General features: G+C 68.3%; 25 protein-coding genes and 1 riboswitch. Of the genes, 14 read left to right on the forward strand and 11 right to left on the reverse strand.

Features of this window, described 5'->3' with window-relative positions:
- Window positions 1-92 precede the first annotated feature (92 nt).
- Window positions 93-671, reverse strand: coding sequence for a TetR/AcrR family transcriptional regulator (locus L0C25_RS09070; protein ID WP_271636156.1), 579 nt, complete (start codon window positions 669-671; stop codon window positions 93-95).
- 91 nt (window positions 672-762) lie between these two features.
- Between L0C25_RS09070 and L0C25_RS09075 the strand changes: the two genes are divergently transcribed.
- Together L0C25_RS09075 and L0C25_RS09080 are read left to right on the forward strand one after the other, a co-directional pair.
- Window positions 763-1,521, forward strand: coding sequence for an SDR family NAD(P)-dependent oxidoreductase (locus L0C25_RS09075; protein ID WP_271636157.1), 759 nt, complete (start codon window positions 763-765; stop codon window positions 1,519-1,521).
- A gap of 103 nt (window positions 1,522-1,624) precedes the next feature.
- Window positions 1,625-3,124 (forward strand): ATP-dependent DNA ligase, encoded by a 1,500-nt coding sequence (locus L0C25_RS09080; RefSeq protein WP_271636158.1) that lies wholly within the window; start codon window positions 1,625-1,627, stop codon window positions 3,122-3,124.
- A gap of 14 nt (window positions 3,125-3,138) precedes the next feature.
- Here the strand turns inward: L0C25_RS09080 and L0C25_RS09085 are convergent, their stop codons facing one another.
- The 3 genes from L0C25_RS09085 to ilvA form a co-directional block, all read right to left on the reverse strand.
- On the reverse strand, window positions 3,139-4,017 hold the full coding sequence (locus L0C25_RS09085) for a hypothetical protein (protein WP_271636159.1): 879 nt from the start codon (window positions 4,015-4,017) through the stop codon (window positions 3,139-3,141).
- A complete protein-coding gene (locus L0C25_RS09090) occupies window positions 4,014-4,523 on the reverse strand; it encodes a sigma-70 family RNA polymerase sigma factor (RefSeq protein WP_271636160.1) in 510 nt (169 codons plus the stop codon). The genes L0C25_RS09085 and L0C25_RS09090 overlap by 4 nt, the downstream gene beginning before the upstream one ends.
- Before the next feature lie 76 nt (window positions 4,524-4,599).
- The gene (gene ilvA / locus L0C25_RS09095) at window positions 4,600-5,871 is read right to left on the reverse strand and encodes a threonine ammonia-lyase IlvA (RefSeq protein WP_271636162.1); all 1,272 of its coding nucleotides are present in this window, start codon (window positions 5,869-5,871) and stop codon (window positions 4,600-4,602) included.
- Between the two features lie 129 nt (window positions 5,872-6,000).
- Between ilvA and L0C25_RS09100 the strand changes: the two genes are divergently transcribed.
- From L0C25_RS09100 to L0C25_RS09130, 7 genes are all read left to right on the forward strand, one after another.
- Complete coding sequence (locus L0C25_RS09100) at window positions 6,001-6,624, forward strand: DUF6801 domain-containing protein (protein ID WP_271636164.1); 624 nt, start codon at window positions 6,001-6,003, stop codon at window positions 6,622-6,624.
- Between the two features lie 78 nt (window positions 6,625-6,702).
- The gene (locus L0C25_RS09105) at window positions 6,703-7,470 is read left to right on the forward strand and encodes a GNAT family N-acetyltransferase (RefSeq protein ID WP_271636165.1); all 768 of its coding nucleotides are present in this window, start codon (window positions 6,703-6,705) and stop codon (window positions 7,468-7,470) included.
- 162 nt (window positions 7,471-7,632) lie between these two features.
- Entirely contained in the window at window positions 7,633-8,547 is a 915-nt protein-coding gene (locus L0C25_RS09110) for an Ig-like domain-containing protein (protein ID WP_271636166.1), read from the forward strand.
- 71 nt (window positions 8,548-8,618) lie between these two features.
- Complete coding sequence (locus tag L0C25_RS09115; RefSeq protein ID WP_271636167.1) at window positions 8,619-9,842, forward strand: Ig-like domain-containing protein; 1,224 nt, start codon at window positions 8,619-8,621, stop codon at window positions 9,840-9,842.
- 200 nt (window positions 9,843-10,042) lie between these two features.
- On the forward strand, window positions 10,043-10,597 hold the full coding sequence (locus tag L0C25_RS09120) for a PadR family transcriptional regulator (protein WP_271636168.1): 555 nt from the start codon (window positions 10,043-10,045) through the stop codon (window positions 10,595-10,597).
- The gene (locus L0C25_RS09125; protein ID WP_271636169.1) at window positions 10,594-12,609 is read left to right on the forward strand and encodes an NADPH-dependent 2,4-dienoyl-CoA reductase; all 2,016 of its coding nucleotides are present in this window, start codon (window positions 10,594-10,596) and stop codon (window positions 12,607-12,609) included. The genes L0C25_RS09120 and L0C25_RS09125 overlap by 4 nt, the downstream gene beginning before the upstream one ends.
- A 105-nt stretch (window positions 12,610-12,714) precedes the next feature.
- Window positions 12,715-13,476: a L,D-transpeptidase family protein gene (locus tag L0C25_RS09130; protein WP_271636170.1), complete on the forward strand. Its 762-nt coding sequence runs from the start codon at window positions 12,715-12,717 to the stop codon at window positions 13,474-13,476.
- Window positions 13,477-13,495: 19 nt separating this feature from the next.
- Here the strand turns inward: L0C25_RS09130 and L0C25_RS09135 are convergent, their stop codons facing one another.
- Window positions 13,496-14,353, reverse strand: coding sequence for an NmrA family NAD(P)-binding protein (locus L0C25_RS09135; RefSeq protein ID WP_271636171.1), 858 nt, complete (start codon window positions 14,351-14,353; stop codon window positions 13,496-13,498).
- Between the two features lie 218 nt (window positions 14,354-14,571).
- Between L0C25_RS09135 and L0C25_RS09140 the strand changes: the two genes are divergently transcribed.
- The 4 genes from L0C25_RS09140 (at window position 14,572) to L0C25_RS09155 (ending at window position 18,783) form a co-directional block, all read left to right on the forward strand.
- Window positions 14,572-15,039 (forward strand): TetR-like C-terminal domain-containing protein, encoded by a 468-nt coding sequence (locus tag L0C25_RS09140; protein WP_271636172.1) that lies wholly within the window; start codon window positions 14,572-14,574, stop codon window positions 15,037-15,039.
- 44 nt (window positions 15,040-15,083) lie between these two features.
- Window positions 15,084-17,360: an MMPL family transporter gene (locus tag L0C25_RS09145; protein ID WP_271636173.1), complete on the forward strand. Its 2,277-nt coding sequence runs from the start codon at window positions 15,084-15,086 to the stop codon at window positions 17,358-17,360.
- Window positions 17,361-17,369: 9 nt separating this feature from the next.
- The gene (locus tag L0C25_RS09150; RefSeq protein WP_271636174.1) at window positions 17,370-18,164 is read left to right on the forward strand and encodes a hypothetical protein; all 795 of its coding nucleotides are present in this window, start codon (window positions 17,370-17,372) and stop codon (window positions 18,162-18,164) included.
- Between the two features lie 85 nt (window positions 18,165-18,249).
- Window positions 18,250-18,783, forward strand: a complete 534-nt coding sequence (locus L0C25_RS09155; protein ID WP_271636175.1) for a DUF1697 domain-containing protein — start codon at window positions 18,250-18,252, stop codon at window positions 18,781-18,783.
- Window positions 18,784-18,858: 75 nt separating this feature from the next.
- Here L0C25_RS09155 and L0C25_RS09160 read toward each other — a convergent pair whose 3' ends face one another.
- From L0C25_RS09160 to L0C25_RS09170, 3 genes are all read right to left on the reverse strand, one after another.
- Complete coding sequence (locus L0C25_RS09160; RefSeq protein ID WP_271636176.1) at window positions 18,859-19,380, reverse strand: hypothetical protein; 522 nt, start codon at window positions 19,378-19,380, stop codon at window positions 18,859-18,861.
- 33 nt (window positions 19,381-19,413) lie between these two features.
- Window positions 19,414-20,658 (reverse strand): phosphoglycerate dehydrogenase, encoded by a 1,245-nt coding sequence (serA, locus tag L0C25_RS09165; protein ID WP_271636177.1) that lies wholly within the window; start codon window positions 20,656-20,658, stop codon window positions 19,414-19,416.
- A 61-nt stretch (window positions 20,659-20,719) separates the two neighbouring features.
- Window positions 20,720-20,810, reverse strand: a riboswitch (ZMP/ZTP riboswitch).
- Window positions 20,811-20,988: 178 nt separating this feature from the next.
- Window positions 20,989-21,402 carry a PaaI family thioesterase gene (locus tag L0C25_RS09170; protein ID WP_271636178.1) on the reverse strand — a complete coding sequence of 138 codons (414 nt, stop codon included), beginning with the start codon at window positions 21,400-21,402 and terminating at the stop codon, window positions 20,989-20,991.
- A gap of 177 nt (window positions 21,403-21,579) precedes the next feature.
- Here L0C25_RS09170 and L0C25_RS09175 point away from each other — a divergent pair, with 177 nt between their 5' ends.
- Entirely contained in the window at window positions 21,580-22,140 is a 561-nt protein-coding gene (locus tag L0C25_RS09175) for a DUF4232 domain-containing protein (protein ID WP_271636179.1), read from the forward strand.
- An 11-nt stretch (window positions 22,141-22,151) separates the two neighbouring features.
- On the opposite strand, the gene L0C25_RS09180 is transcribed toward L0C25_RS09175, so the two are convergent.
- The 3 genes from L0C25_RS09180 to L0C25_RS09190 form a co-directional block, all read right to left on the reverse strand.
- Window positions 22,152-22,697, reverse strand: coding sequence for a YbaK/EbsC family protein (locus L0C25_RS09180; RefSeq protein ID WP_271636180.1), 546 nt, complete (start codon window positions 22,695-22,697; stop codon window positions 22,152-22,154).
- A 109-nt stretch (window positions 22,698-22,806) separates the two neighbouring features.
- Entirely contained in the window at window positions 22,807-23,799 is a 993-nt protein-coding gene (locus L0C25_RS09185) for an NAD-dependent epimerase/dehydratase family protein (RefSeq protein WP_271636181.1), read from the reverse strand.
- A 287-nt stretch (window positions 23,800-24,086) separates the two neighbouring features.
- On the reverse strand, window positions 24,087-25,589 hold the full coding sequence (locus L0C25_RS09190) for an NAD-dependent succinate-semialdehyde dehydrogenase (protein WP_333908579.1): 1,503 nt from the start codon (window positions 25,587-25,589) through the stop codon (window positions 24,087-24,089).
- Window positions 25,590-26,092 lie beyond the last annotated feature (503 nt).

Below are 26,092 nucleotides of genomic sequence, written 5' to 3' on the forward strand. Positions count from 1 at the left end.
TCGTATTCTGTGGCCCTCCGCGTCGCTGCGGAACGTCCCGTCAGGTGCGCCCGCGCCCGTGCGGCAGGTGCAGACGACCGCGCCGGTGAGGGTCACCTGGCCTTGAGGCCGTCCACGACGATGTCGAGCACGCGGGCGCGCTGAGCGTCGTTCGCCGCGAACCCGGCGGTCCCGAGGACGGCGCTGAGGAGGGCCGTTGTGGCGTCGTCGCCGTCGACGTCGTCACGGAGCGTGCCCGCCTCTACCCCTGCGGCGAGGAAGTGTTCCACCGTTCCGCGGATCCGTTTGCGGGTCTCCGTCGCGGCGATCGCCCCGGTGGCGACGGCCTCCCGAAACGCCTGTGCCATCCCGTGCTTGGTGGCGACGAAGGTGGCGTATCGATCGACCCAGCGCCTCAGGGCGACATCCGCGGGGTACGAACTGAGCAGGGCGTCGGCGTGCGCGACCACGTCGTCGAGCTCCGACCGGTACACCGCCTCGACCAGCGCCTGACGGTTCGAGAAGTTGCGGTAAAGCGTGCCGACACCGACGCCGGCGCGGCGCGCGAGCGAATCGAAGGTCACATCACCGTCGCCGGCGGCGAAGGCCTCGCTGGCGGCCGCGAGGATCTTGGCGCGGTTCCGTGCGGCGTCCGCGCGCGGACGCGGCGCCGGTGAGGGCTGGTCGGACAACAAACTGGAGACGTCTCCGTTTCGTGCTAGATTCGACCGTAGCGGAGGAACCTCCGCTTTGGATCCAGTATGGCACGAAGGAGTCTCCACCATGAGCGACGACCCCACTGCGTTGCCGGACGGCGAGGTGCGTCCCGACTCCGTCGCCCTCGTGACCGGGGCGAACAGCGGAATCGGATACGAGATCGCCCGAGGGCTGTGCGACCGCGGCATCACCGTATGGCTCGGGGCCAGGAACCTGGATCGAGGCGAGGCCGCGGCCGCGACGCTTGGCGACGGCGCCCGCGCCGTTCAGCTCGACGTCACCGACCAGGAGTCCGTTGCCGCTGCGGCGCGACGGATCGAGTCGCTCGACATCTTGATGAACAATGCCGGCATCAACCCGGGCCGAGAGGACCTCGAGCGCACCGATATCGATCAGTTCCGTCGCGCGTACGAGACCAACGTCTTCGGCCTCTTCGCGGTCACCAAAGCCTTCGCCCCCGCTCTCCGGCGTTCCGAGCATCCACGCATCGTCAACGTCTCCAGCGGCACCGGATCCCTCGCCTGGAACAGTGGCCCGAACCCGCAGTTCGACTGGGCTCGGGTGCAAGGTGGCGGCATCGCCTACCGATCGTCGAAGACCGCAGTGAATGCGGTCACTCTGCTGGCTGCGCAGTCGCTCGGTGACCGATTCAAGGTCAACGCGCTCGCGCCGGGCGCCCGCGCCACGAACCTACTTCCGAACATGACCGGACGTGCAGGAGACCCGGCCGAGGCCGCGGCCGGCGCGATCCGGCTGGCCCTTCTGCCCGACGACGGGCCCACCGGTGGGCTCTGGTCGTGGGACGGGACTCGCGCGCCCTGGTGACAAGCCATTGGCGGGCGTTCATCAGATATCAGAGCTGCGGGCGATCGAGTTGGCCCTCGCGGCATGCGGTGGCCCTGTCGGCACGTCCGGCGACAATGGTGCGGTGAGACTCAACGACGTCGTCGAGGTGTCGCGGACGGTCGCGGCGACCCGCTCCCGGCTGGCCAAGCGAGAGGCGATCGCCGCCCTGCTGCGTGCAACCCCGCCCGACAACGTCGAGCTGGTCGTCGCGTACCTCGCCGGTGCGCTGCCGCAGCGCCGTACGGGCTTGGGTTGGCGCAGCCTCGGCGAACTACCCGCACCGGCAGCCGAGCCGAGCCTCGAGATCGGCGAGGTCGACGCCGCGCTCGAGCGCATCTCGCAGCTCGCCGGCTCCGGTTCAGCATCGACCCGGGCAGACGCCGCCGCTGCGCTGTTCGCCCGCGCGACGGCCGACGAGCAGGCGTTCCTGCGCTCGCTGATCGTCGGCGAGCTGCGCCAGGGCGCCCTCGACGCGGTGATGCTCGACGCGATCGCCGACGCGAGCGGCGTACCCGCGACGTCGGTACGCCGAGCGGCGATGCTCGCCGGAGCCACCGCGCCGGTCGCGGTCGCGGCGCTCACCCGCGATCGCGAAGCCGTCGAGGCGTTCACGTTGACCGTCGGCACGCCCGTACGCCCGATGCTCGCGTCATCGGCGCCGGACGTGCCCGCGGCGTTCGACAAGATCGGTGCGCGCGCGGCCGTCGACGTGAAGCTCGACGGCATCCGCATCCAGGCGCACAAGCGAGACGGCGAGGTGTCCTTGTACACCCGCAGCCTCGACGACATCACCGACCGACTGGCCGGCGTCGCCGAGCGGATCGCCATGCTGCCGTACGACGCGCTGATCCTCGACGGCGAGGTGATCGCGCTGGACGACGACGGCCGTCCGCGGCCGTTCCAGGACACCGCCTCGCGTACGGCGACCCACGGGGAGTCGGCGGTGACCCTGGCGCCGTTCTTCTTCGACTGCCTGCACCTCGACGAAGACCTCATCGACCGGCCCCTGGGCGAGCGCATCGAGATTCTCACGGATGCGCTTCCCGACGACCTGCTCGTACCCCGGCTGATCACCGATGATGCCCGCGCCGCTGAAGCGTTCTTCACCGACATGGTCGATCAGGGCCAGGAGGGTGTCGTGGTCAAGACGCTCGACGCACCGTACGAAGCCGGCCGCCGCGGTGCGGGGTGGGTCAAGGTCAAGCCACGGCACACCCTCGACCTGGTCGTACTCGCGGTCGAATGGGGCAATGGCCGGCGGCAGGGCTGGCTGTCCAACATCCACCTCGGAGCCCGCGACGCCGACGGCGGATTCGTCATGCTGGGCAAGACATTCAAGGGCATGACCGACGAGATGCTCACCTGGCAGACCGAGCGGTTCCTCGAGTTGGAGGAGTCCCGCGACCGCCACATCGTGTACGTACGCCCCGAGCAGGTGGTCGAGATCGCGTTCGACGGCCTGCAGCGCTCGACCCGCTACCCCGGCGGACTCGCGCTGCGGTTCGCGCGGGTGCTGCGCTACCGCGATGACAAGTCCGCCGAGGAGGCCGACACGATCGACCGCGTACGCGAGCTGGCGTGACGCTGGAGCAGAGGTCAGGAGCCGGGCTGCTCCAGCAGATCGTCGTCGGTGGCGATCCGCTCCAGCGCGTCCATGTCCAGCCACCTCGCTTCGGCCTGCTCGTACTCGGGCACGTTCACCTCGTCATCGACGCGCACGCTGTAAGCACTGCCGGGCGCGGCCTCGACGCTCCGGTCGAACCACACCTCGTCCCGATGCTTGACCGCGGCGGGATCGACGCCCGACAGCACGTCTCCCTTTGCCCAGCTGGGCGACGGGTGCGCGACCCGACGCAGCACGGTCTCCTTGCGGGTGACGTACATCCCGTTCGAGGGCTCGTCGTACTCGCAGCTCAGATCACCGGCGAGCGTCGCCTCGTGGCAGTACTTCCGCAACCCGGCCTCGAAGTCGTCGGCCAGCTCCTCCGTCTCCGGATCATGCGGCAGCACCGCGACCCGGATCGTCTGACCGTCGCCGAGCTCGAACGCCGTCACCCAACTGGCGGCTCGGTCCCAGTCCGGGCGTGGCAGCGGCTTCGGCTTCGGCGCCGCGTACGGGTAGTCGCCTTCGGCATAGGCACTGATCTGCACCCCGGTCACCTCTGCTCCGGCCGGGAGCTGGTCACGTACCGAGTCTTCGATCAGGCTCGGCATCTCCTCGGGCGGTGCAGCGACCGTCCACGTTGCCGCGACCTCCTCTGCCGAGCCCCCGCCAGTGAAGCCGTTACCAGTGATCGCCGCGACGGCGACGCCGCCGACGGCACACACCGTCGCGACGCCCGACCCGACGGCCGCGGCCGTCCGGCGACGTCGGCGCGTACGCCCCTGCTGAAGCGCGCGCTGCAGGCTCGGTCCTCCCTGCACGTCCGCAGACAGCTGCGAGATCCGTTCCGTCAGTGTGTCATCGATGCTCATCGTGTCCCCCATACCGGGTCGTTCGTATCGGCCGACAGCTGCTCACGCAGTCGGTCGAGTGCGCGTTTGCTCTGGCTCTTGACGGTTCCCTCGGCGACGTCGAGGATCTCCGCCACCTGCATCACGGACAGGTCCTCGAGGTACCGCAGGGTGAGGACCGCCCTGGCACGCGGCGCGAGCGTCAACAATGCGCGGCGCAGGTCGATCCAGTCATCGCGTTCGTCCGCGTACGCCCGCTCCGGCACGTACTCGGTGACTGTCTCCCGCTTGCGCTTGCGCAACACGGACAGGCAGCTGTTGACCAACGTGCGCCGGGCGTACGCGTCGAGCGTGGCCGGTTTGATCCGCGGCCAGTACACGTACAGAGAGCTGAACGCCTGCTGCGTGGCGTCTTCGGCCGACGGCCAGTCGCCCGTGATCGTGTACGCGATCCGCATGAAATCGCGTTGGCGGGCGTCGAAGAACGCGATGTACTCGCTCTCCCACGCGGGCGGTCTGCCCCACATCCCAACCCCTCTCGGTGCCGACGTATCACGAACAAGAGTCGGCAGCCACCGGATCGGTTCCCGTGGACGTCTCAAGCTAGAGAAGGTACTGGAACACCGGGTCGTCGGGCGACAGCTTCTTCGCGTGTACCGGCGACGCGTCGAGGCGCTTCAGTAACCCCGGCAGGTCGGCGGCGTCGCCGAGCTCCAGCCCGACCAGTGCGGGCCCGGTCTCGCGGTTGTGCCGTTTGACGTACTCGAACAGCGTGATGTCGTCGTCGGGCCCGAGTACGTCGTCGAGGAACCCGCGCAGTGCGCCCGGCTCCTGCGGGAAGTCGACGAGCCAGTAGTGCTTCAGGCCTTGCGACACCAACGCCCGCTCGATCACCTCGGCGTAGCGGCTGACGTCGTGGTTTCCGCCCGACACGATGCTCACGACGCTGCCGTCGGCCTGCCCGCCCCACGTACGCATCGCCGCCGACGCGAGCGCACCCGCGGGCTCGGCGATGATGCCGTCGGTCTGGAACATGTCGAGCATCTCCTCGCACACCAGCCCGGGGTCGACGTCGACCAGGTCGACCGCGTGGGCGCGGACGATCTCCGCGGTCAGGTCGCCGACCCGGCGTACGGCCGCTCCGTCGACGAACCCGTCGAGCTCGTCGAGCGTCACCGGCTCTCCGGCCTTGACCGCGGCGGCCATACTCGCCGCGCCAGTGGGTTCGACCCCTACGACGCGGGTCGACGGATGGTGCTCGGCCAGCCACGTCACGCATCCCGCGATCAGGCCACCACCGCCGACGGGCACCAGCAGTACGTCGGGCGCGCCGCCGAGCTGCCCGACGATCTCGCGGGCGACGGTGCCCTGCCCGGCGACGACCTCCGGAGCGTCGAAGGCAGGGATCAGCGCTGCTCCGCTCGTCGCCGCGTCCTCACGGGCCAGCGCCGACGCGGCGTCGTAGGTGTCACCGGTGACGATCAGCTCGACCTGTCGACCACCGAGCGCGGTGATGCGGCTTCGCTTCTGCCGGGGCGTCGTACGCGGGACGTAGATGCGGGCGTCGAGCCGCAGCTGCTGGCAGGCGTACGCGACGCCCTGCGCATGGTTGCCGGCACTCGCGCACACCACGCCCTTCGAGCGCGCGTCCGGACCCAGCTGGGCGAGCAGGTTGTACGCGCCGCGCAGCTTGTACGACCGGACGACCTGGAGGTCTTCGCGTTTGAGCCACACCTCGGTGCCGAGCCGCTGTGCGTGTCGGTGGCTGAACTGCAGCGGTGTGCGTACGACGACCGGGTCGATCCGGTCGTACGCGGCGTCGACGTCGGGAGCGGTCACGGTCATCGGGTCGGCTTTCTGTCCGAGGTGGCTCACTCAGCGTATTCCTGTCCCATCGCACAGCAAGAGCGGGAGGGTAATCCTCGGTTGCAATAGTTGTGACGTGGGCCACCGTGGGTCTAGGTTCCGATCGTGGCCGGACGGCCCGGCCGGATGGGAGAGATCATGCCCCGCCATCGCACCGCCATCGTCTGCACAAGCGTCGCCCTCGCCGCATCGGGCACGCTCATTGCGGGAACCGCACACGCCGCCAACGATGCGGCCAAGACCACCGACTCGTACGCCTACCAGTGCAAGATCAAGGCCGGTGGTTTCGTGATCGATCCCGCGAAGGTCAAGGTGACGATGAGCGCGAAACTGCCCGGTTCGGTCGATGCCGGGTCGACGATCGGCAAGCGGAAGGTGCACGTGACCCTCCGCATGCCCGAGGTAATTCGCGACAATGCGGTCAGCGTCCTGCGTGCACGCAAGGCGAACGGCTCTGCTCGCGACGCGCATGTCGACGTCCGGATTGCCAAGAAGACCGACCAGATACCCGTCAAGGGCTTGCACGCGAAGAAGCGTCGGATCCCGCGTAAGGCCGGTGCGGTGTGGAACATCCACGCAACGGGCAAGGTCGCGGCGATCAAGGTGCCGAAGAACGCGAGCGGCAAGGCCAAGGTCTCCGTACCCAAGCGACTGCGCGTCAAGGCGAACCTCTTCCGCCGCAACGGCTCGAAGATCAAGGCGAGCATGGCGTGCAAGGCCCCGAAGGACCGCGCGTTCGACACGATCAAGATCACCGGCTAGAGCGGGCGCCCTGCGCGACCGGCGGAATTCAGTTACGCTGAGTGACGACCGGTGTCGTCTCTTCGGGGGTGACTGGGTATGGCCACACGTTCGCGGCTGGCGCCGCACGAGCCGACCGCGCGGCTGCTGGAGCGTGCCGCCCGCGCCACGCCCGCGGCGGTCGACGCCGCTTCGCACGGATGGTGGCTGCGCCACACGACGGCCCGGCAGATGTCGGCGAATGCCGTGATCGCGCACGTCAGTGACGGTCGCCTCGACGAGTCGATCGACGCGGCGGAGCGGTTCTACCGGACGTACGAGTCGCCCGCGCGGTTCCAGCTGTGTGCGGGCTGCGTGCCGGGGCTCGACGATCTCCTCGACGTCCGGGCGTACGCGCGTACCGCGCCGGTCTCGTTGGAGACCTGCGCCGCGGACGAGGTCGGAGCACCTCGCCCTCGACGCGGCTTGCGCGCCGATGTGGCGTACGAGCCGACGCCCGACTGGCTCGCCGTCGCGAACTCCGACGCCGAGCCGTCCGACGCCGCACGCGGTGGGCTGTTGCGCCGCGTACGCAACCCATCGACCTATGTCACGGTCTACGAGCGCAACGAGCCGATCGCGATCGGTCGTTCGGTCGCCGAGCGCGGCTGGGCCGGGGTGTTCGACATGGCGACGCTCCCCCTCGCCCGCGGGCGAGGGGCGGGCCGCCTGGTGCTGTCGACGCTCGCGCTCGCGTCGATCGACCGCGGAGCCCAGTGGGTCTACCTGCAGGTCGAACGCGCCAACGACCGCGCCCGTCGCCTGTACCGCCGGGCCGGATTTCGCGAGATCGACACGTACTACTACCGGGTGCGGCCGAGAGTCTGAGGCGACGACGCACGCCCTCCTGCGCCTGGCGTACGCCGAACACGAAGCGTCAACGAAAGGTCACGAACAGGTAACAAGGCCAGCGTGCGCCTCCTCATGGAAGCATCGCCGCGTACGGTCGCGAGGTGCCCGTGTGTTCGGGCAGAATGAGGGAGGGAAACTGTGCCAAGCACTTCAGTACGCGCGCGGCGGACCGTCGCGATCGGCGCCTCGAGCGCGCTGGTCGCCGGAGCCGCGCTCGCGATGACGGCCGCGACGACCACGTCCGCGGACGCCGCCAAGATCAACAAGAACACCGACTACAACTGCGTCCTGAGTCTGACGGGTGACTCGTACCCCGTGGGCGTCACCACGAAGGTCACGGTGCCGAAGTCGGTGGCGCCGGGTCAGAAGGTCCCCAAGCGGAAGACGACTCTCACGCTGAACATCTCGGAGGAGCTCCACGAGACGGTCCTCAGCCTGGGCGGCACCGACGCAGAGGGTGGCTCGAAGAACGCGAAGGTCGGCGTCAAGGTCGGCAAGAAGACGCTCTCCGTTCCGATCAACAAGCTGAGCGCGCCCAAGGCGCCGATCCCCCCGAGCGGCGAGAAGTGGAGCATCGACACCGCCGGCACCGTCGGCGCGTTCAAGGTGCCTGCAACCGCCAAGGGTGGCACCAAGGCGAAGCTGTCGATGCCGAAGAAGTTCACCATCGACGCCATCGTCTACCTCGGCGACACGGCCGTCCCGAACGAGCTCCAGTGCACCGCTGATGGCAAGCGCGCACTCGGCTCGATCGCGATCAAGAAGGCGCCGTCGAAGCTCAAGGCGAACGTCAAGCCGAAGAAGGTCGTCGCCAAGAAGACCCGCGCCAAGGTCAACGTCAGCGTCAGGTCGACGGGCAAGGCCACCGGCAAGGTCCGCGTCATGGAGGGCAAGAAGACCCTCGGCGCCGCGGCCGTCAAGAAGGGCAAGGCGACCGTCACGCTGAAGAAGTTCGCCAAGCCCGGCAAGCACAAGCTCACCATCAAGTACGCCGGCAACAAGTCGGTCAAGGCCAGCATGGTCAAGCGGACCATCAAGGTCGTACGAAAGTAGCGACCGAAGTGAAGTACACCGTGGCCGGGCACCTGATCGTGCCCGGCCACGGGCCTTCAGGAGGGAAATCCATGAAGTATGCAATCGCGGGGCGCAGAAGCCTCGCCACCGCACTGTCGGGCACGCTCGTCGCGGGCGCCGTCGCCGGAACCGTCGTCGGTGCTGCTGGACCCGCGGCTGCCGCCGAGGTGCCCATCGAGCACGAGTTCACCTCGACCTGCAACGTGAACGTCGGCGGCGACTTGAACCTCGGCGATTACGACATCGAGTTCAGCATGGCAACGACGGCCGAGGTGCCGCTCGTGCCCGGCGCCGACAACCCGAAGCAGGATGTCAGCGTCATGCTGACGATGCCGGAGAAGCTGCACGCGGCAACGGTGAACCTGATCAAGGCCACCCACGCGAGCGGGGGCTCACCCAACTCCGCGGTGAACCTCACGCTGCCGATCGCAGGCGGCACGAAGGTCACCGAGCGCATCGCGCTGAAGAACCTCACGGCACCGAAGAAGAAGATCCCCGCACTCGGCAACCCGTGGACGATCACCTCGACCGGCGTCGTGCCGAAGCAGCACGTACCCGGCTTCGCGGGCGCCGGCGATGCTCCGTCGAACGCGGCGCTCAAGCTGGCGCCGAAGTTCACCATCAAGTCGACGCTGTTCGCGGGGAAGAAGAAGTTCCCGACGACGATGAAATGCACGGTCAAGAAGGCCGACCGTGTCATCAACGACGCCGTGCCGGTCGGCTTCCCGTACGTGACCGACACGCTGCCGGCGAGCATCAAGACGACCGCACGGACGAAGGCCTCGACGCAGCTGACGTTCTTCAACGCCGGCCCGAATCCGGACAACTCGAACACCAAGCCCGAGCACGGGAAGCTGACGATCGGAGCCAAGGGCAAGGCCACGTACACGCCGAAGAGGAACTTCGTCGGCAAGGACTCCTTTACCTACACCGCCAAGGACGATAGCGGCGAGTCGACCAGCAAGGTCACGATCACCGTCAAGAAGGCGTCGTCCAGGCTGCAGGTTCGTGCACCGAAGGCGATCAAGTTCGGTAAGCGCGCAACCGTCCGCGTCACGGTGAAGAGCAAGGGCGCCAAGGCGGGTCCCGTGAGGCTCGTCAAGGGCAAGCGCGTCCTCGCCAAGGCCAAGGCCGGCAAGGCGGGCAAGGCGAAGCTGACGATCAAGCGCAAGGCCCTCAAGGTCGGCAAGCACAAGCTGCAGGTGAAGTACGCCGGCAGCAAAACCGCCAAGAAAGCAACGAAGAAGCTCACCCTCCGCGTAAAGAAGCGCTAGCGCGCGAGCGCGAAGCGCGAGCAGCGAGCGCGAAGCGCGAGCAGCGAGCGCGTACGGCGCGAGCGCACGTACCGCCGAGGTACGGCGTCCTGCCAATAGGGCACCCCTCTATTGGCAGGACGCCGTACCTCGGCGCATTTGTACGCGCAGATCTATGCAACGAGTTGACTATGCAACTCATTGCATAGCAAGATGCCGTCATGGCGCTCGACCACGCGATCCTGGTATCGCTCGCGGAGCGATCGGCGAGCGGGTACGACCTCGCGCGCCGGTTCGACAAGTCGATCGGCTTCTTCTGGAAGGCGACGCACCAGCAGATCTACAAGGTGCTCGCGCGCATGGAGGCGGCCGGCTGGCTGGAGGCCACGGCGGTCGAGGAGCCCGGCCGCCCGGCCAAGAAGGTCTACGCCCTCACAGCCGACGGCCGCGGCGAGCTGACCCGCTGGACGGCCGAGCCGACGCCGACCGAGAGCGTACGAAGCGACTTCGCCGTCAAGGTACGCGGCATGCAGTTCGGCGACCGCGGCGCCGTCATCGCCGACATCGCGCGCCAACGCGACCGCCACATCGACCGGCTGGCGTACTACGAGGCCGACTGCACCAAGCACTTCCCCGAGCCAGAACGCCTCACCGACGGCGAGCTGCCCGCGTACCTCGTGCTGCGCGGCGGCATCCGTACCGAGCAGACCTACATCGAATGGTGCGACGAGATGCTCGACGCATTGGGCGCCCCGAAACCGAGGAGCAAGAGATGACGTACGAGCACCTGTTGTCGCCCCTGGCGATCGGCGAGCACACCCTGCGCAACCGCGTGGTCATGGGCTCCATGCACACCGGTCTCGAAGACCGTGCCCACAACCTGCCCAAGCTCGCCGCGTACTTCGCCGAGCGCGCCAAGGGCGGCACGGCGCTGATGATCACCGGCGGGTACGCGCCGACCTGGGAGGGCTGGCTGTCGCCTGCGGCGTCGCTGCTGGCATCGCGCCGCCAGGCCGAGCGCCACCGTACGGTCACCGACGCCGTGCACGAGCACGACGCCAAGATCGCGCTGCAGATCCTGCACGCCGGCCGCTACGCGTACCACCCGTTGTCTCGCTCGGCCTCGAGCAAGAAGGCGCCGATCAACCCGTTCCGCCCGCGCGCGCTGTCGACGAAGGGCGTCGACCGCACCGTCGACTCGTTCGTACGCGCGGCGAAGCTGGCCCAACATGCGGGGTACGACGGCGTCGAGATCATGGGCTCGGAGGGCTACCTGATCAACCAGTTCGTGACGGCGCGTACCAACGACCGCACCGACGCCTGGGGCGGCACGCCTGCGAAGCGGATGCGGTTCCCGGTCGAGATCGTGCGCCGCATCCGCGACGAGGTGGGTCCGCGGCTGATGGTGATCTACCGGATCTCGCTGCTCGACCTCGTCGACGACGCGCAGTCATGGGAGGAGACCGTCGAACTCGCGCACAGGGTCGAAGACGCCGGCGCCTCGCTGGTCAACACCGGGATCGGCTGGCACGAGGCGCGGGTGCCGACGATCGTCACGTCCGTGCCCCGCGCCGCGTTCAGCGGGCTGACCGGGCGTCTGCGCCCGGAGCTCGACATTCCGGTGATGGCGTCGAACCGGATCAACACGCCCGACGTCGCCGAGGAGATCCTCGCGGCGGGCGAGGCCGACCTGGTGTCGATGGCGCGGCCGCTGCTCGCCGACCCCGACTTCGTCGCGAAGACCGAGCAGGGGCGTGCCGACGAGATCAACACCTGCATCGCCTGCAACCAGGCCTGTCTCGACCACGTCTTCGCCAACAAGCATGCGAGCTGCCTGGTCAACCCGCGCGCCGCGCGCGAGACGGAGCTGCGCCTGTTGCCCGTACCCGCGCCGCGGCGCAAGCGCGTCGCCGTCGTCGGCGCAGGGCCCGCCGGGCTCGCTGCATCGACCGCGCTGGCCGAGCGTGGGCACGCCGTCGACCTGTACGAGGCCGACGCACAGGTCGGTGGACAGTTCCGGCTCGCGATGCGGATTCCGGGCAAGGAGGAGTTCGCCGAGACACTTCGATACTTCCGGCGCCGCATCGAGGTGCTCGGCGTACGCCTGCACCTCGCGACCGCGCCGTCGATCGGCGACCTGACCGGCGGCACGTACGACGACGTGGTCGTCGCGACCGGTGTCGAGCCACGCATCCCCGAGCTCCCCGGTGTCGACCACCCGAGCGTCGTCACGTACGCCCAGCTGTTGCGCGGCGAGGCGAGGGCCGGCGAACGGGTCGCGGTCATGGGCGCGGGCGGCGTCGGCTTCGACGTGAGCGAGTTCCTGCTCTACGAGCAGCACGAGTCAATGTCCGCCTGGATGGAGCGGTGGGGCGTGACCGATCCGGCCAAGGAGCGCGGCGGGCTCACCACCAAGGTGCCGGTCAAGCCCGCACGCACCGTGCACCTGCTGCAACGCAAGCAGACCTCACTCGGCAAGGGTCTCGCGAAGACGACGGGTTGGGTGCACCGCACCGCTCTGCGCGATGCAGGAGTCGAGATGCTGCCCGGAGTCACGTACGAGCGAGTCGACGACAACGGACTGCACGTCGGCATCGACGGGCAGACGCGGGTTCTCGAGGTCGACACGGTCGTCTTGTGCACCGGCCAGGAGTCCGTACGCGACCTCGCCGACCCGGTTTCGGCAGCGGACGTACCCGTGCACGTGATCGGCGGCGCCGACGTCGCGGCCGAGCTCGACGCCAAGCGGGCGATCAAGCAGGCGACGGAGCTCGCCGCCGCCCTCTGATCCACGCATCCGGTGCCCGCCCGACAACGCACAAAGGCCCAAGCGGATTGGAAGAGTCGGGCATGCGGGGTGACGCGTGACTCTCCGATGCGTCATCCTGGTGTCATGTCGATTCGTGCTCTCGCCGGCGCTGCCGTCGGAGTGACGTTTCTGCTCGCGTTGGCCGCGGAGGCACCGATCGATGCCAATCGCTCGAGTGACGCGGCCGAGGCGAGCACCGACACCGAGCCCGAACGCGAGGTGCGTCGCATCGAGCTCGGCGGCGTGCGCGTCCGGCTGGACGACGACACGCGCCAGGTCGTCACCGTGAACCACAAGCGCGGCCATCGGGCGCGCGTCACGGCATGGCGCAATCGCGGTCACGGCTGGAAGCGGGTGCGTACGACGCGGCACGGGCATATCGGGTACGGCGGTCTCGTACCCGGACCGAAGCGCAAACAGGGCACCGGCACGACGCCGATCGGCACGTACACGATGAAACGTGCCTTCGGCATCGCACGCGCGCCGAAGCGCGCCAAGCTGCCGTTCCACCGGGTGCACAAGGGCGACTACTGGGTGCAGGACAACAAGTCGCGCTTCTACAACCAGCGTCGACACAAGTCCGCCGGCGGGTTCCGGTGGTGGCTGCCCAGCAGCGCGTACAACTCATCGGAGCGACTGCGCGACTATCGCGGTCAGTACGCGTGGGCGATCGTGATCGACTTCAACCGGCCAGACCCGGTTCGCCACCGGGGTTCTGGCATCTTCCTGCACGTCAACGGCGACGGGGCGACCGCGGGTTGTGTGTCGGCGCCGCGCAAGTTCATCCGCAAGACCCTCGCCGGGCTGCGCCCGGGTCGGGATCCGGTCATCGCGATCGGTCGCTGACAGACGCTCGCGAGCGAGATCAGCCGAACGCGCCCGCGTGCATCGTCGCCCACGCGTCGAACGTGCGTGGTTCGCGCCCGGTGACCTCCCGAACGGTCGGTAGCACCGGTGACTCGTCGAGCGCGCCGCGCGCGTAGAAGTCGAAGAACGCCTCGACGTACTCGCTCGGCATCGAAGCGGTCATCTCGGCCCAGGCGTCGTCGTCGGACTGCGCGTCGAAACGCAATGGACGACCGAGGATGTCGGTCAGCCGACGTACGCGGTCCTCAGGGCGCAGTGCCTCGGGACCGGTCACCCAGTACGTGCGTCCGGCATGATCGCCGTCGACGAGCACCAGGGCGATGACGGCGGCGATGTCATAAGGGTCGATCATCGCCACCGGCACATCGGCGAACGGTGCGCGGACCACATCGCCTTCGTGCAACTGCGGGATCCACTGCAGCGTGTTGGACATGAAGCCGCTGGACCGGATGACGACCGTGGAAAGTGCCGACGCTGCGGCCGCATCCTCGGACTCGACCATGTAGCGCGCGACCGCGTTCGTCAGGTCGCGACTCTGCGCCGACGGACTCGACAGCAGCGCGGCCCGCTCGACCCCGGCGCGCTCGGCGACGCCGAAGACGCCCGGATAGCCGGGGAGGAGGAACATCGCCTCGGCACCGTCGAGTGCCGGCGCGAGCGACTCCGGTTGGCTAAGATCGCCGGCGACCGCCTCGACCCCGTCCGGCAGGGTCACGCTCTCGGTGTCGCGGACGAGCGCGCGTACCGACTCACCCGCAGCGGCGAGCGCGCGTACCACCTCGGCTCCGACGTTTCCGGTCGCTCCGGTCACCAGGATCATCTCGGGCTCCCCTCCGTTGAGTGGGACCAGCGTCACACCGGCTCGATTTGTTCCGCCGGGCGCGCGTACGTACCGTGGTGTGCGAAACGAAACCGTTTCGTTCACCACTTCCTCGAGGGCGACACCGATGACCGAGACCACCACGCAGGGACGCGGCCGGCTCACACCCGAGCGCACCCACGAGGTGTACGAGACCGTGCTCGCGCTCGTCGTCGAGCATGGCTACGAGCGACTCACGATGGACGCGGTCGCGCATGCGGCCAGCATCAGCAAGGCGACGCTGTATCGCCAATGGGGCGGTAAGGAGACGCTCGTCGTCGACGCGCTCGAAGTCGAGTCATCCGCACGCCAATGCGGACACGATCGACACGGGCTCGCTGCGCGAAGACCTGCACGCATGGGTACGCGCGTCGCTGGCCGGACCACTCACCGACGTCTCGCTCGTGCACGCGATCATGCATGCCTGCATGACGAATCCCGATCTCGCGCGGGCCATGCGGGAGCGGATGAACGACACCGAGGACGACCCGTTCGAGCAGCTGTTCGCTCGAGCGGCCGAACGCGGCGAGATCGATCCGGACTCGCCGGCGCTGCCGTACCTGCAGCTCGTCCTGGCGGGCCCGTACATCCTCCGCCAGTTCTTCGAGGACTGCCCACCGGACGAGAAGTACCTCATCGGGCTCATCGACTCCGTCGTATTACCGGCACTTGGAATCAAGTAGACCTCAACCGCAGCAGACACCCAGGAAAACAGGGGGCACTCACCATGGCTTGGCACCTCTACCGGCTCGGACGCGCGGCGTTCCGGCGCCGCTGGATCGTCCTCGGCATCTGGCTCGCGGCGGTTGTGGCCGCCGGTGTCGGCGCCGCGACGCTTTCCGGAGACACCCAGGACGAGTTCGAGATCCCTGGCATCGAGTCGATGCAGGCGTTCGACCTGATCAAGGACCGTACGCCCGAGGCGTCGCCCGACGGTGCGACGGCCCAGATCGTGTACCAGACACCCGAAGGGTCGACGCTGACCGATCCCGACGTGCAGCAGGCGGTGCAGAAGAGCCTTGCCGAGCTCGACACCGAGAGCGTCGCGTCGATCACCAGCCCGTACGACAGCCAGACCATCTCCGAGAACGGCCGGGTCGGCGTCGCGGATATCCGCTATGACGGCAACGCACTGCAACTCACGCACGACGACATCTCGGCACTCGAGGACGCACCCGATGACGTCGGCGCCGATCTGCGCGTCGAGGTCGGCGGCGACGCCCTGCAGGAGATGCCCGGCGGGGGCGAGGAAGTGATCGGTGTCGTCATCGCCCTGTTCGTACTCGTGATCACGTTCGGCTCGCTGATCGCGGCGGGGATGCCGCTCGTGACTGCGCTGCTCGGCGTCGGAATCGGCGTCGCCGGCATCACCACCGCAACCGGGTTCATGGATCTCGGATCGTCGACGCCGACGCTCGCGACCATGCTCGGTCTCGCCGTCGGCATCGACTACGCCCTGTTCATCACATCGCGCTTCCGACATGAGATACACATCGGACGCGATCCCGAGGAGGCCGCCGGCCGGGCGGTCGGGACTGCCGGAAGCGCCGTCGTGTTCGCGGGTCTGACGGTGGTCGTCGCGCTGACCGGTCTGTCGATCGTGAACATCCGATTCCTGACCGAGATGGGGATCGCGGCCGCGATCACGGTCGGCGTATCCGTCCTGATCGCGCTCACCCTCCTGCCCGCGCTGTTCGGGTTCGCGAAGCACCGGATCCTCGGTGGCAAGATCCCGTTCCTGAAGGCGCGTGATCCCGAGGACACGTCCGGCGGGCGGACCATGGGTCGCCGGTGGGCCGATCTGATCACCCACCACAAGGCCTGGACGTTCGCCGTCGGACTCATCGTCGCCGCCGCCGTCGCCTTCCCGATGACCGATATGAAGCTGGCGCTGCCCGACAACGGCTCGCAGCCCGAGGACAGCTCGGCGCGGCAGGCGTACGACCTGATCGCGGACAACTTCGGCGCCGGTACGAACGGCCCGTTGCTGGTGGTCGTGGATACGAAGAACGCCGACGACCCCGAGGCCGCGGTCGCGGCGACCACGAAGGCGCTGCAGGCCGACGACAAGGATGTCGCTGCCGTGGTTCCCGCCGAGCCCGCGCCGCCGCAGTCCGATGACCCGGCTGCGCAGCAGGCGTACCAGAAGCAGCTGAAGGCGTACCAGGGTCAGTTGCAGCAAGCTCAGTACGCGACCGTCACTGTCGTACCCGACAGCGGTCCGGCCGATGCCGAGACGCAGCAGCTCGTGCACGACATCCGCGACCGCGTCCAGCAGGTCGAGGACGAGACCGGCGCGCGGGTGTTGGTCTCCGGTCAGACGGCCTTGGGCATCGACGTTTCCGACTCGCTCAACGACGCGTTCCCGAAGTACCTGCTGGTCGTCGTCGGACTCGCGTTCATCCTGCTGACGGTCGTGTTCCGGTCGCTGCTGGTGCCGCTGAAGGCGATGCTCGGTTTCCTGGTCTCCGTCGTCGTCGCGCTCGGCGCGACGGTCGCGGTGTTCCAGTGGGGCTGGCTCGCCGACGTGATCGGCGTCGACAATCCCGGACCGATCCTGAGCATGCTGCCGCTGCTGCTCGTCGGCATCCTGTTCGGGCTGGCGATGGACTACGAGCTGTTCCTCGTATCGCGAATGCGGGAGGAGTACGTCCACGGCAAGCCCGCCAAGGAGTCGGTCGTACGCGGGTTCCAGTTCGGCGCCCGAGTCGTGGCGGCCGCGGCGGCGATCATGATCGGCGTTTTCGGCGGCTTCGCACTCGGCGACGACGCGATCATCAAGTCGATGGGATTCGGCCTCGCAGTCGGAATCCTGGCCGATGCGTTCCTCGTCCGGATGACGCTCGTACCGGCGTTCATGGCGATCGCCGGAGAGCGGATGTGGTGGCTGCCGAAATGGCTGTCCCGGATCATCCCGAACGTCGACATCGAGGGCGAGAGCCTGCGGCGCCGGCTCGAGGAAGAGTCGACCGACGACCGCGACCCTGCTCGCGTGACGACGTAGGCTAGGCACATGGACTTCCTGATCGGCCTGCTCGTACTCGCCGCGATCGTCGCCGGCATCGCCTTCGTCGTCAAGCGCGCGAAGGCTGCCGCGGAGGTCCGGCGGGCCGAGCAGCTCGAACGCGACCTCGCGCCGGTGAAGCGCCTCGCCGACGAGGACGTCACGGCGCTCGGCGAGGAGCTCCAAGACCTCGACCTCGAGCTCGCCGGCCGTACCCTCAACGAGGGCGAGCGGGCCGACTACCAGCGTGCGCTCGACGCGTACGAGGCCGCCAAGGCAGCGGTCCCGGCGGTGAAGAAGCCCGACGACGTCAAGCACGTCACGGAGATCCTCGAAGACGGGCGGTACGCAATGGCCTGCGTTCAGGCGCGGGTCGCCGGCAAGGAGCTGCCGCAACGACGTCCGCCGTGCTTCTTCGACCCACGGCACGGCATGGCGACGGAGGAGGTCGCGTACACGCCGCCGGGAGGCGCGGAGCGCGACGTACCCACCTGCGCGCTCGACGCCGAGCGGGTACGAGCGGGCGCCGAGCCCGACATCCGCAAGGTGATGGTCGGCTCGGAGCGTCGGCCGTACTGGAACGGCGGCCCCGCGTACGCCTCGTACGCGGGCGGGTACTTCGGCATGAACATGCTGCCGATGATGTTCATGGGCATGATGATCGGCCCCGGCCTCGGTGAGGGCATCGGTGCACTCGGCGAAGGACTCGGCGAAGGTATCGAGGGCATCGGTGACGGCGTCGGTGACATGTTCGGTGGAATCGGCGACGGCATCGGCGATATGTTCGACGGCTTCGACTTCTAGCCCGCCGTGAGCATGACGTTTGTGCGGCGACACGCCGGCGTGTCGCGCCGAAACGTCATGCTCACGGTGGCTTGGGCGGTGCGGCGTGCCGGTTGAGCGGGTCGCCATCCTGTTGCGCGCCGTCAACGTCGGCGGATACAACAAGGTGCCGATGGCCGAGCTACGTACGCTGTGCGGACGGCTCGGACTTCGCGAGGTGACCACGTACGTCGCGAGCGGCAACATCGCCTGCGCAGCACCTCCGGATCTCGATGCGACTCTGCGCCAGGTCGAGGCGGCAATCGCCGACGAGTTCGGGGTCGAGACCCCGGCGATCGGCCGTACGCATACCGACCTCGAGACCGCCGTCGCGAACAACCCCTACACCGGCTTCGAGCCGAAGCTGATGCATGTCGTGTACCTTGCCGGCGAGGCCGATCCCGACGGCGCCAGCGCGCTGTGCGAGCGCGACTTCGGCGACGACGAATGCACGGTGATCGGCCGCGAGGTCTACGCGCGGTACGCCACGGGTGTGCAAGGCTCCAAGCTCACGCCACTGGTCATGCAGAAGCTCCTCGGCGTACCGGGCACGGCCCGCAACTGGCGTACGGCGCAGAAGCTGGTCGAGCTCACCACGTAATCCTCCAGATTTGGTCCCAAACGCCCCGTTCTTGATGGTCAAACGGGCCGTTCGGGACCAAATCTGGAGGAGAGGTCAGCGCTTCACCCAGCCGAGCCAACGATGCTTTGCCGGCGCCCAGTCGACGCCGCGACCACCGCGGCCGGTCATGACCGCGACCCTGATCCGGCCCGGCTTGCCGATGCAGGCGCGATGAACGCTCACCCGGGTGACGCCATGGCCACCCATCTTCAACGAGTACGGCCGTTTGCATCGGACCTTGCGGCCGGCGTCGGTCCAGCTCTTCATCCGGTGCAGGAAGTACTCGCTCGCGTAGTACCCGCTGAAGCGGAACTCCGGACCGCGACGCTTACGGTTCGAGTCGATGTAGACGTACACGTAGTTGCCGTACGCGAAGCCGCGCTGCTTCACGCGTACGGCGACCGCGTTGCGTTGGTGCGTCGAGTTGTCCACCCGCACGCGGGTGATGTCGATCGAGCCCCGGACGTCCCCGGCCCGGTCGCGGAACTTGCGTACGTTGGCGTCAGCGGGAGCGCCGAGCGTACCGGCGAGCAGAAAGCCGGCGGCCACGGCCGCGACGATGCGGTGTGCTCTCATGCCCCGACAGCATAGGTCGTGTCGGGACGCCCGTCAGGCGAGTAGGCGGAGTCGGATGGTCTCCGGGAGAGCGGCGAGCTTGCCGAGCACCTCGGAGTCGACCGCGGAGGCGACGTCGGTGATCACGTAGCCGACCTCGCCGCGGGTGCCGAGCGACTGCGCCTCGATGTTGACCTCATGGTCGCCGAGCAGGCTGTTGATGGTGGCGAGCACCCCCGGCATGTTGCGGTGGATGTGCACCAGCCGATGGGGGCCGCCGTGCTCGGGGACGACCAGGTGCGGGAGGTTCGGGCTCAGCTCGGTGCCGCCGGTCTTGAGGTACGACGCGAGCTTGCCCGACACGAACCTGCCGATGTCTTGCTGCGCCTCCATCGTCGAGCCACCGACATGCGGCGTGAGGATGACGTTCGACAGCCCGCGCAGCTCGGACTCGAACGGGTCGCCCTGCTTCTTGGGCTCGACCGGGAACACGTCGATGGCCGCGCCCGCGATATGCCCGGACTCGATGTTGTCGCGCAGGGCAGCGGTGTCGACGAGGATGCCCCGGGAGAGGTTCATGAAGATCGCCCGCGGCTTCATCCGGTCGAACTCCGCGGGCCCGAACAGGCCGGCGTTGCCGGGACGCCCGTCGACGTGCAGCGTCACGACATCGACGGTCTCGAGCAGCTCGTGCAGCGTCTCGCACTTCTTCGCGTTGCCCATCGCGAGCTTGTCGGCGGTGTCGTAGAAGTACACCGACATGCCGAGCGCTTCGGCGATCACCGAGAGCTGGCTGCCGATGTTGCCGTACCCGACGATCCCGAGCCGCCGGCCGCGGATCTCGTGGCTGCCCTTCGCGGACTTGTTCCAGATGCCCGCGTGCATGTCGTTGGTCTTCTCACCGAGTCGGCGCGCGAGCGAGATGATCTCGGCGATCGCCAGCTCGACGACGCTGCGGGTGTTGGAGAACGGCGCGTTGAAGACCGCGACACCCTTGGCCGCCGCCGCGGTGAGGTCGATCTGGTTGGTGCCGATGCAGAACGCGCCGACGGCGAGCAGCTCGTCAGCGGCGTCGAGCACCGCCTCGGTGACGTTCGTACCCGACCGGATGCCGAGCAGGTGGATGCCCTTCACCCGCTCGATCAGGGTCGCCTCGTCGAGCGCGCCGGCGACCGTCTCGACCTGGTAGCCCTGATCGCGCAGGTACGCGGCAGCGTCGGCGTGGATGTTCTCGAGGAGCAGCGCTCGTACGTCGCGATCCTCGACGCGAGCGGCCGGAACGGTCGTCGTCTGAGTCATGGTGGTCATCGTCGTCATGGACCCTCCAGAGTCCTCTCGAGTCAGCAAGTGCTGCGGTGCCGACCCGGACCCAGGCGTACGGTCCAGCGGTCACTTCTTATCGGTCGCTTCCTGGTGGTGATCCCACCTGAACGCCAGTCACGACCCCTCCACTATACGGGCGGCCGTCAGCGGCCCCGCGGCCATCCGCATCGTGGAATGTCGGTGGTCGCGGGGGCGTGGATGTTTACCATGTAAACATGGTAAGCATCCGCTTTGCACGGCGAATACACCGTGCAAGGTGAACCTTTACCATGTTTACATGGTAAAGGTACGTCGCCGCCCGGCCCGCTAATCGCCGGCGACCGCATCCCGACTGGGCAGGTTCGCCAGGCGTACCTGCCCGCGCGCGACCATCCGGCCCTCGGCGTCATGGGTCTCGATCAGCCACAGCTGCTGGCTGCGGCCGCGGTGGATGGGCGACGCTGTCGCGGTGAGGCGCGCGCCTGCCTTCGCCTGGCGGAGGAAGTCGGTGGTGTTGTTGACACCGACGACCATTCCCCGGTCGCCGAACCAGTTCTGCGCGGCGATGCTCGCCGCCGTCTCGTTGACCGAGCAGTACACGCCGCCGTGCACGATTCCCCACGGCTGCAGGTGCTCCTCGCCCACGGTCCACGAGATCACGACACCGTCGCGGTCGACTCGTTCGTACTCGAGGCCGAGCACCTTGCTGAGTCCCTTGTCGAGCAGCTGCGGATCGAGCATGGCATTCCTCTGGTGTTCGGCGGTCCTGGGTGGCGCAGTCCTGACCATAAGCGCACGGCGTCGGTTCGTACCGCGACGGGTCTCACCTCGGCTCCGAAGCCACCGAACCGATCGTGGCGGGTTACTGCGCCGGCCGACCACCGCGCGTACAGTCGCGGGCGAAGTACGAACAGCAACGTGCGCATCAAATACAGGGGGTATCTCATGCGTATGAAGAAGATCGCCGCGGCGTTCGCGGCACTCACCGTCGGCGCTGCGCTGGTAACCGGCGCCGCCACCTCGGCCGACGCGAACAGCGCCGCAGGCGCGAAGAAGATCAAGGAATGCAAGGGCAAGCAGCTCAAGGTGTCGCTCGGCAAGAAGGGGGCTGCTGCAGGCAGCAGCTACCAGGCCATCCGCATCCGCAATACCGGCAGGGTCTGCTCAATCAACTCCTGGCCCGAGATCGGGTACGCGAGCAAGCACGGCACTCCGGTCGGCCACTTTGCGAAGCACGGACGCACGTGGCCCGGCAAGGTCGTCCTGACGCACGGCCAACGCGGACGCCTGCAGTTGCAGGCGCCGAATCCGGGGAACTTCCCGAAGCGGGTCTGCCGCCCGGCCAAGGCAACCAAGATCGCAGCGTACGTTCCGGGCAGCATCCGGCCCAGCAGCCGGCATGCGAACCGGATCAAGCGCCCGGTCAAGGTCTGCACCACCCGGCGCGGACGTCCGAGCCTGCTCTACCGAATGGGTTGAGAAGGGTCGGTCTAACGCCCGAGGCCGTCGACGACCTCTGCACCCGGCAGTGCGGCGAGCGAGGCGCCAGGCAGGAACAGCTTCGACCGTCGTAGGCCACTGCCGATGCAGACGTCGCCGGCCTCGGTCACGGCGCGGTCGACGAGCAACGGCCAGTCAGCGGGTAGGCCGACCGGCGTGATGCCGCCGTACTCCATGCCCGTCGCCTCGATCGCCGAGTCCATCGACGCGAACGACGCCTTGCGTACGTCGAGGCGCCGTCGTACGACGTTGTTCACGTCGACTCGGGTGGTCGCGAGGATCACGCAACCCGCGTAGCGTTCCTCGCCCGCTCGGCGGCCGGCCACGACGACGCAGTTCGCCGACACGTCGAGCGTGAGCCCGTACGCCTCGGTCATCGCCGCGGTGTCGGCGAGGTCCGGGTCGATCTCGGCGACCCGGACCCCTGCCGCGATGTCGTCGGGCAGCGCGGCGGCGGCCTTCGCGACGGGCGCAGCGAGCAGGTCGGAGCGCTCTAGCGCGGGCTCGGTTCGGAGGGTTCCGTACGTGTGTGTCACGCGTCTACTCTGCCACCCCGCCGAGGTACGCGGTCCGGCCACATGGAGCGCCGCTATTGGCAGGACCACGTACCTCGACGGTGCAAGGGAACTCGACGGTGAAAAGGAGCTAGGCCCAGGCGGCGAGCAGCTCGCGCTCCTGCTGCGGGGTGAGGCCGGCTCGGCGCTGGGTGCGGTCGAGTCCGAGCTCGCGTTCGTACGCGAGCGCGTCGCGCATCGTCTCCTCGGTAGGTCGACGCACCAGACCCGCGGCGACCGCCTTGGCGGCCGTACGCTCGCTGAACCCGACCCAGTCCGGATCCGGGATCCACAGCGGCACCGACCGCTCCCCCATGTACGGCCCGACGCCCTGCTCCTCGAGCCAGGAGCTCGGCACGCGTACGACGTCACCCGTGTGGCCGCCGACGTCTCGGGCGAGTCGAAGCGTGTCGCCGAGCCGCTCCGTCGGACCGAGCACGTTGTACGCGCCGCCCAGCCGCTCCTCGCCCGCCAACAGCAACCAGGCAGCGAGGTCGCCGACATGGATGATCTGACTCGCCATGTCGTCCGCATCGGGAACGAGCACCGGCTGGTCCGCCGCGAGCGCGAACCGACCCGGCCAGTAGCCGAACCGGTCGCTGCCGTCGCCCCAACCGCCGATCAACCCGCTGCGGGCAAGCGTGACGCGGTCCCCCAGCCCAGCGACGCAGATCTCCTCGCAGGCGACCTTCCCTTCGCCGTACGTCTCGACGTCGGCGTGATCGCCGGTCAGCGCCGGAAGCAACGCGGCCGACTCGTCGGCACCCACCACCGAGTGGTCGGCGTACACCGAACACGACGACACGAACACCCAGTGCCGCGCTCGATCGGCCAGCGCCTCGACCGCGGACCGGACCTGACCGGGCTGGCGACTCACGTCGACGACGACATCCCAGTCGGAGTCGGCAACGTCGGCGTACGCATCGGGCGCGTCGCGGTTCGCCCGGATCAGGCGTACGCCGTCGGGCACCTGCCCCGTCTCACCGCGCGCGAGACACGCGACCTCGTCGCCACGTGCCGCCGCCTGCCGGGCCAGCTCGCCGCCGAGCCAGGCCGTCCCACCGAGTATCAGAGTTCGTCTCATGCGTACATCTCAACCGGTGCGGCAGCGGGGCGCCAGGGCTTACGCGCTCCGCGGAAGTTGCGAACTCGACCTCGGCCAGAGGCGGACAGGAAACAGACTCGCCTAGCCAGCAGCCTCTGCCGAAATACGCGGGTCTCAATGCTGCAGGAACGAACGCCAGCCACCGCGGCGCATAGCTTTTGGTCCGGTACGGCGTCGGTCACCGACCGGGCGCTCGGCCCAAGGAGCCGTACCGGACCAAAAGGTGTCGATCCGCAAGGCTTGGCGACCAACCCGCTCGGTTCCGCCTACAGCGCCATGCCGACGTACTTGGTCTCCAGGTACTCGTCGATGCCTTCGAGGCCGCCCTCTCGGCCGAAGCCGCTCGCCTTGACCCCGCCGAACGGTGCTGCGGGATTCGACACGACGCCCTGGTTGATGCCGACCATGCCCGTCTCGAGGCCCTCCGAGATTCGGATCGCACGGGAGAAGTCCCGCGTGTACGCGTACGCGACGAGGCCGAACTCGGTGTCGTTGGCCATCGCGAGGCCCTCGTCGTCGGTGTCGAAGGTGAACACCGGCGCCACCGGACCAAAGATCTCCTCACCGAACATTCGCGCCGTCGTCGGTACGTCCGCGAGCACCGTCGGCGCGTAGAAGTAGCCGGCGCCGTCGACCGCCGCGCCTCCGGTCAGTACGTTCGCGCCGTGGTCGACCGCGTCCGCGACGAGTCCGGCGACCTTGTCGCGCTGCTTGCCCTCGACGAGCGGCCCCACGTCGACACCGTCGTCGGTGCCACGGCCCACCCGCAGTGCGCTCATCCGCTCGGTCAGCTTCGTCGCGAACTCCTCGGCGATCGAACGATGCACGATGAACCGGTTCGCCGCCGTGCACGCCTCACCGAGGTTGCGCATCTTCGCGAGCATCGCGCCATCGACGGCCGCATCGACGTCGGCGTCGCCGAAGACCAGGAACGGCGCATTGCCGCCGAGCTCCATCGAAACCCGCAGCAGACCCTCGGCGCTCTGCTCGACGAGCGTACGTCCGACCTCGGTCGACCCGGTGAAGGTGAGCTTGCGCAGCCGTGGATCACGGATCAACGGCTCCATCACCTGGCCCGTGTGGCTCGTCGTCACGACATTGAGTACGCCGTCCGGCAGGCCCGCCTCGGTGAGGATTCCCGCCAGGGCCAGCATCGACAGTGGCGTGAGTGACGCCGGCTTCACCACCATCGTGCAGCCGGCCGCGATCGCGGGTCCGATCTTGCGGGTGCCCATCGCGAGGGGGAAGTTCCACGGCGTGATCATCAGGCACGGGCCGACCGGCTGCTTCATCGTCACCAGCCGGGTCGCACCGTTCGGCGCCACGGAGTACCGGCCGGCGATGCGTACGGACTCCTCGGAGAACCAGCGGAAGAACTCGGCCCCGTAGGCGATCTCGGCCCGCGACTCCGACAGCGGCTTGCCCATCTCGAGGGTCATCAACAGCGCCAGGTCGTCGGTTCGCTCGCCGATCAGCTCGAACGCGCGGCGCAGGATCTCTCCCCGCTCGCGTGGGGGAGTCGAAGCCCACGACGCCTGCGCGTCGACCGCCGCATCCAGCGCCGCCGTACCGTCGGAGACGCTCGCGTCGGCGACCTCGGCGATGATCGACCCCGTCGAGGGATCCTCGATCTTGACCGTCGCACCGCCCTCGGCATCGCGCCACCGCCCCCCCGATGAACAGCCCCTTGCCGACCCCGTCGACGACCTCTGCTTCTCGCTCCGAGCTCCCGGACATAGTGGCTCCTCTCGTACGACGCAACCCTCCATTGAGCATCTCTCGCCGCCGACACAGCGGCAACCAGGCGGCATCGCCCGAGCTTCTTGGTGCTCCAGAACCGCTGACGCTGAGCGTTCGCGCCTGTACACTCCGCAATGTCGATTGTGTCGGGTAGGGAGACTCGGGTGCGCGCACCAGCGGCGCTCGATCGTGGCGCCGACATTCCGCGGATGCACAGCGCTTCCGCCAGCCGTGCTATGGGCCTGCTCGCGATCATCGGCACCGCAGGGGTGTGCCTGCCCGCGGTCGTCCATCCCCGGTTCAACGACCAACCGACGATGCGCGCACTGCTCATCTCGGTGATGGTCGTCGCGTGCGTCGTCGGGGTCCTGTTGCTCACGATCGGCGACCGCATACCGCAGCTGTTGTTCTACCTCCTCCCCGTGGTCGCAGTGCCGATCTGGACCGCCGGTGCGATAGCAACCGCACCGGCGACGTCGTCGAAGATCGTGCTGTGCTGGGCGGTCCTGTACGCCGCCTACTTCTATCGACC

The sequence above is a fragment of the Solicola gregarius genome (assembly GCF_025790165.1).
GTDB classification, from domain to species: domain Bacteria; phylum Actinomycetota; class Actinomycetes; order Propionibacteriales; family Nocardioidaceae; genus Solicola; species Solicola gregarius.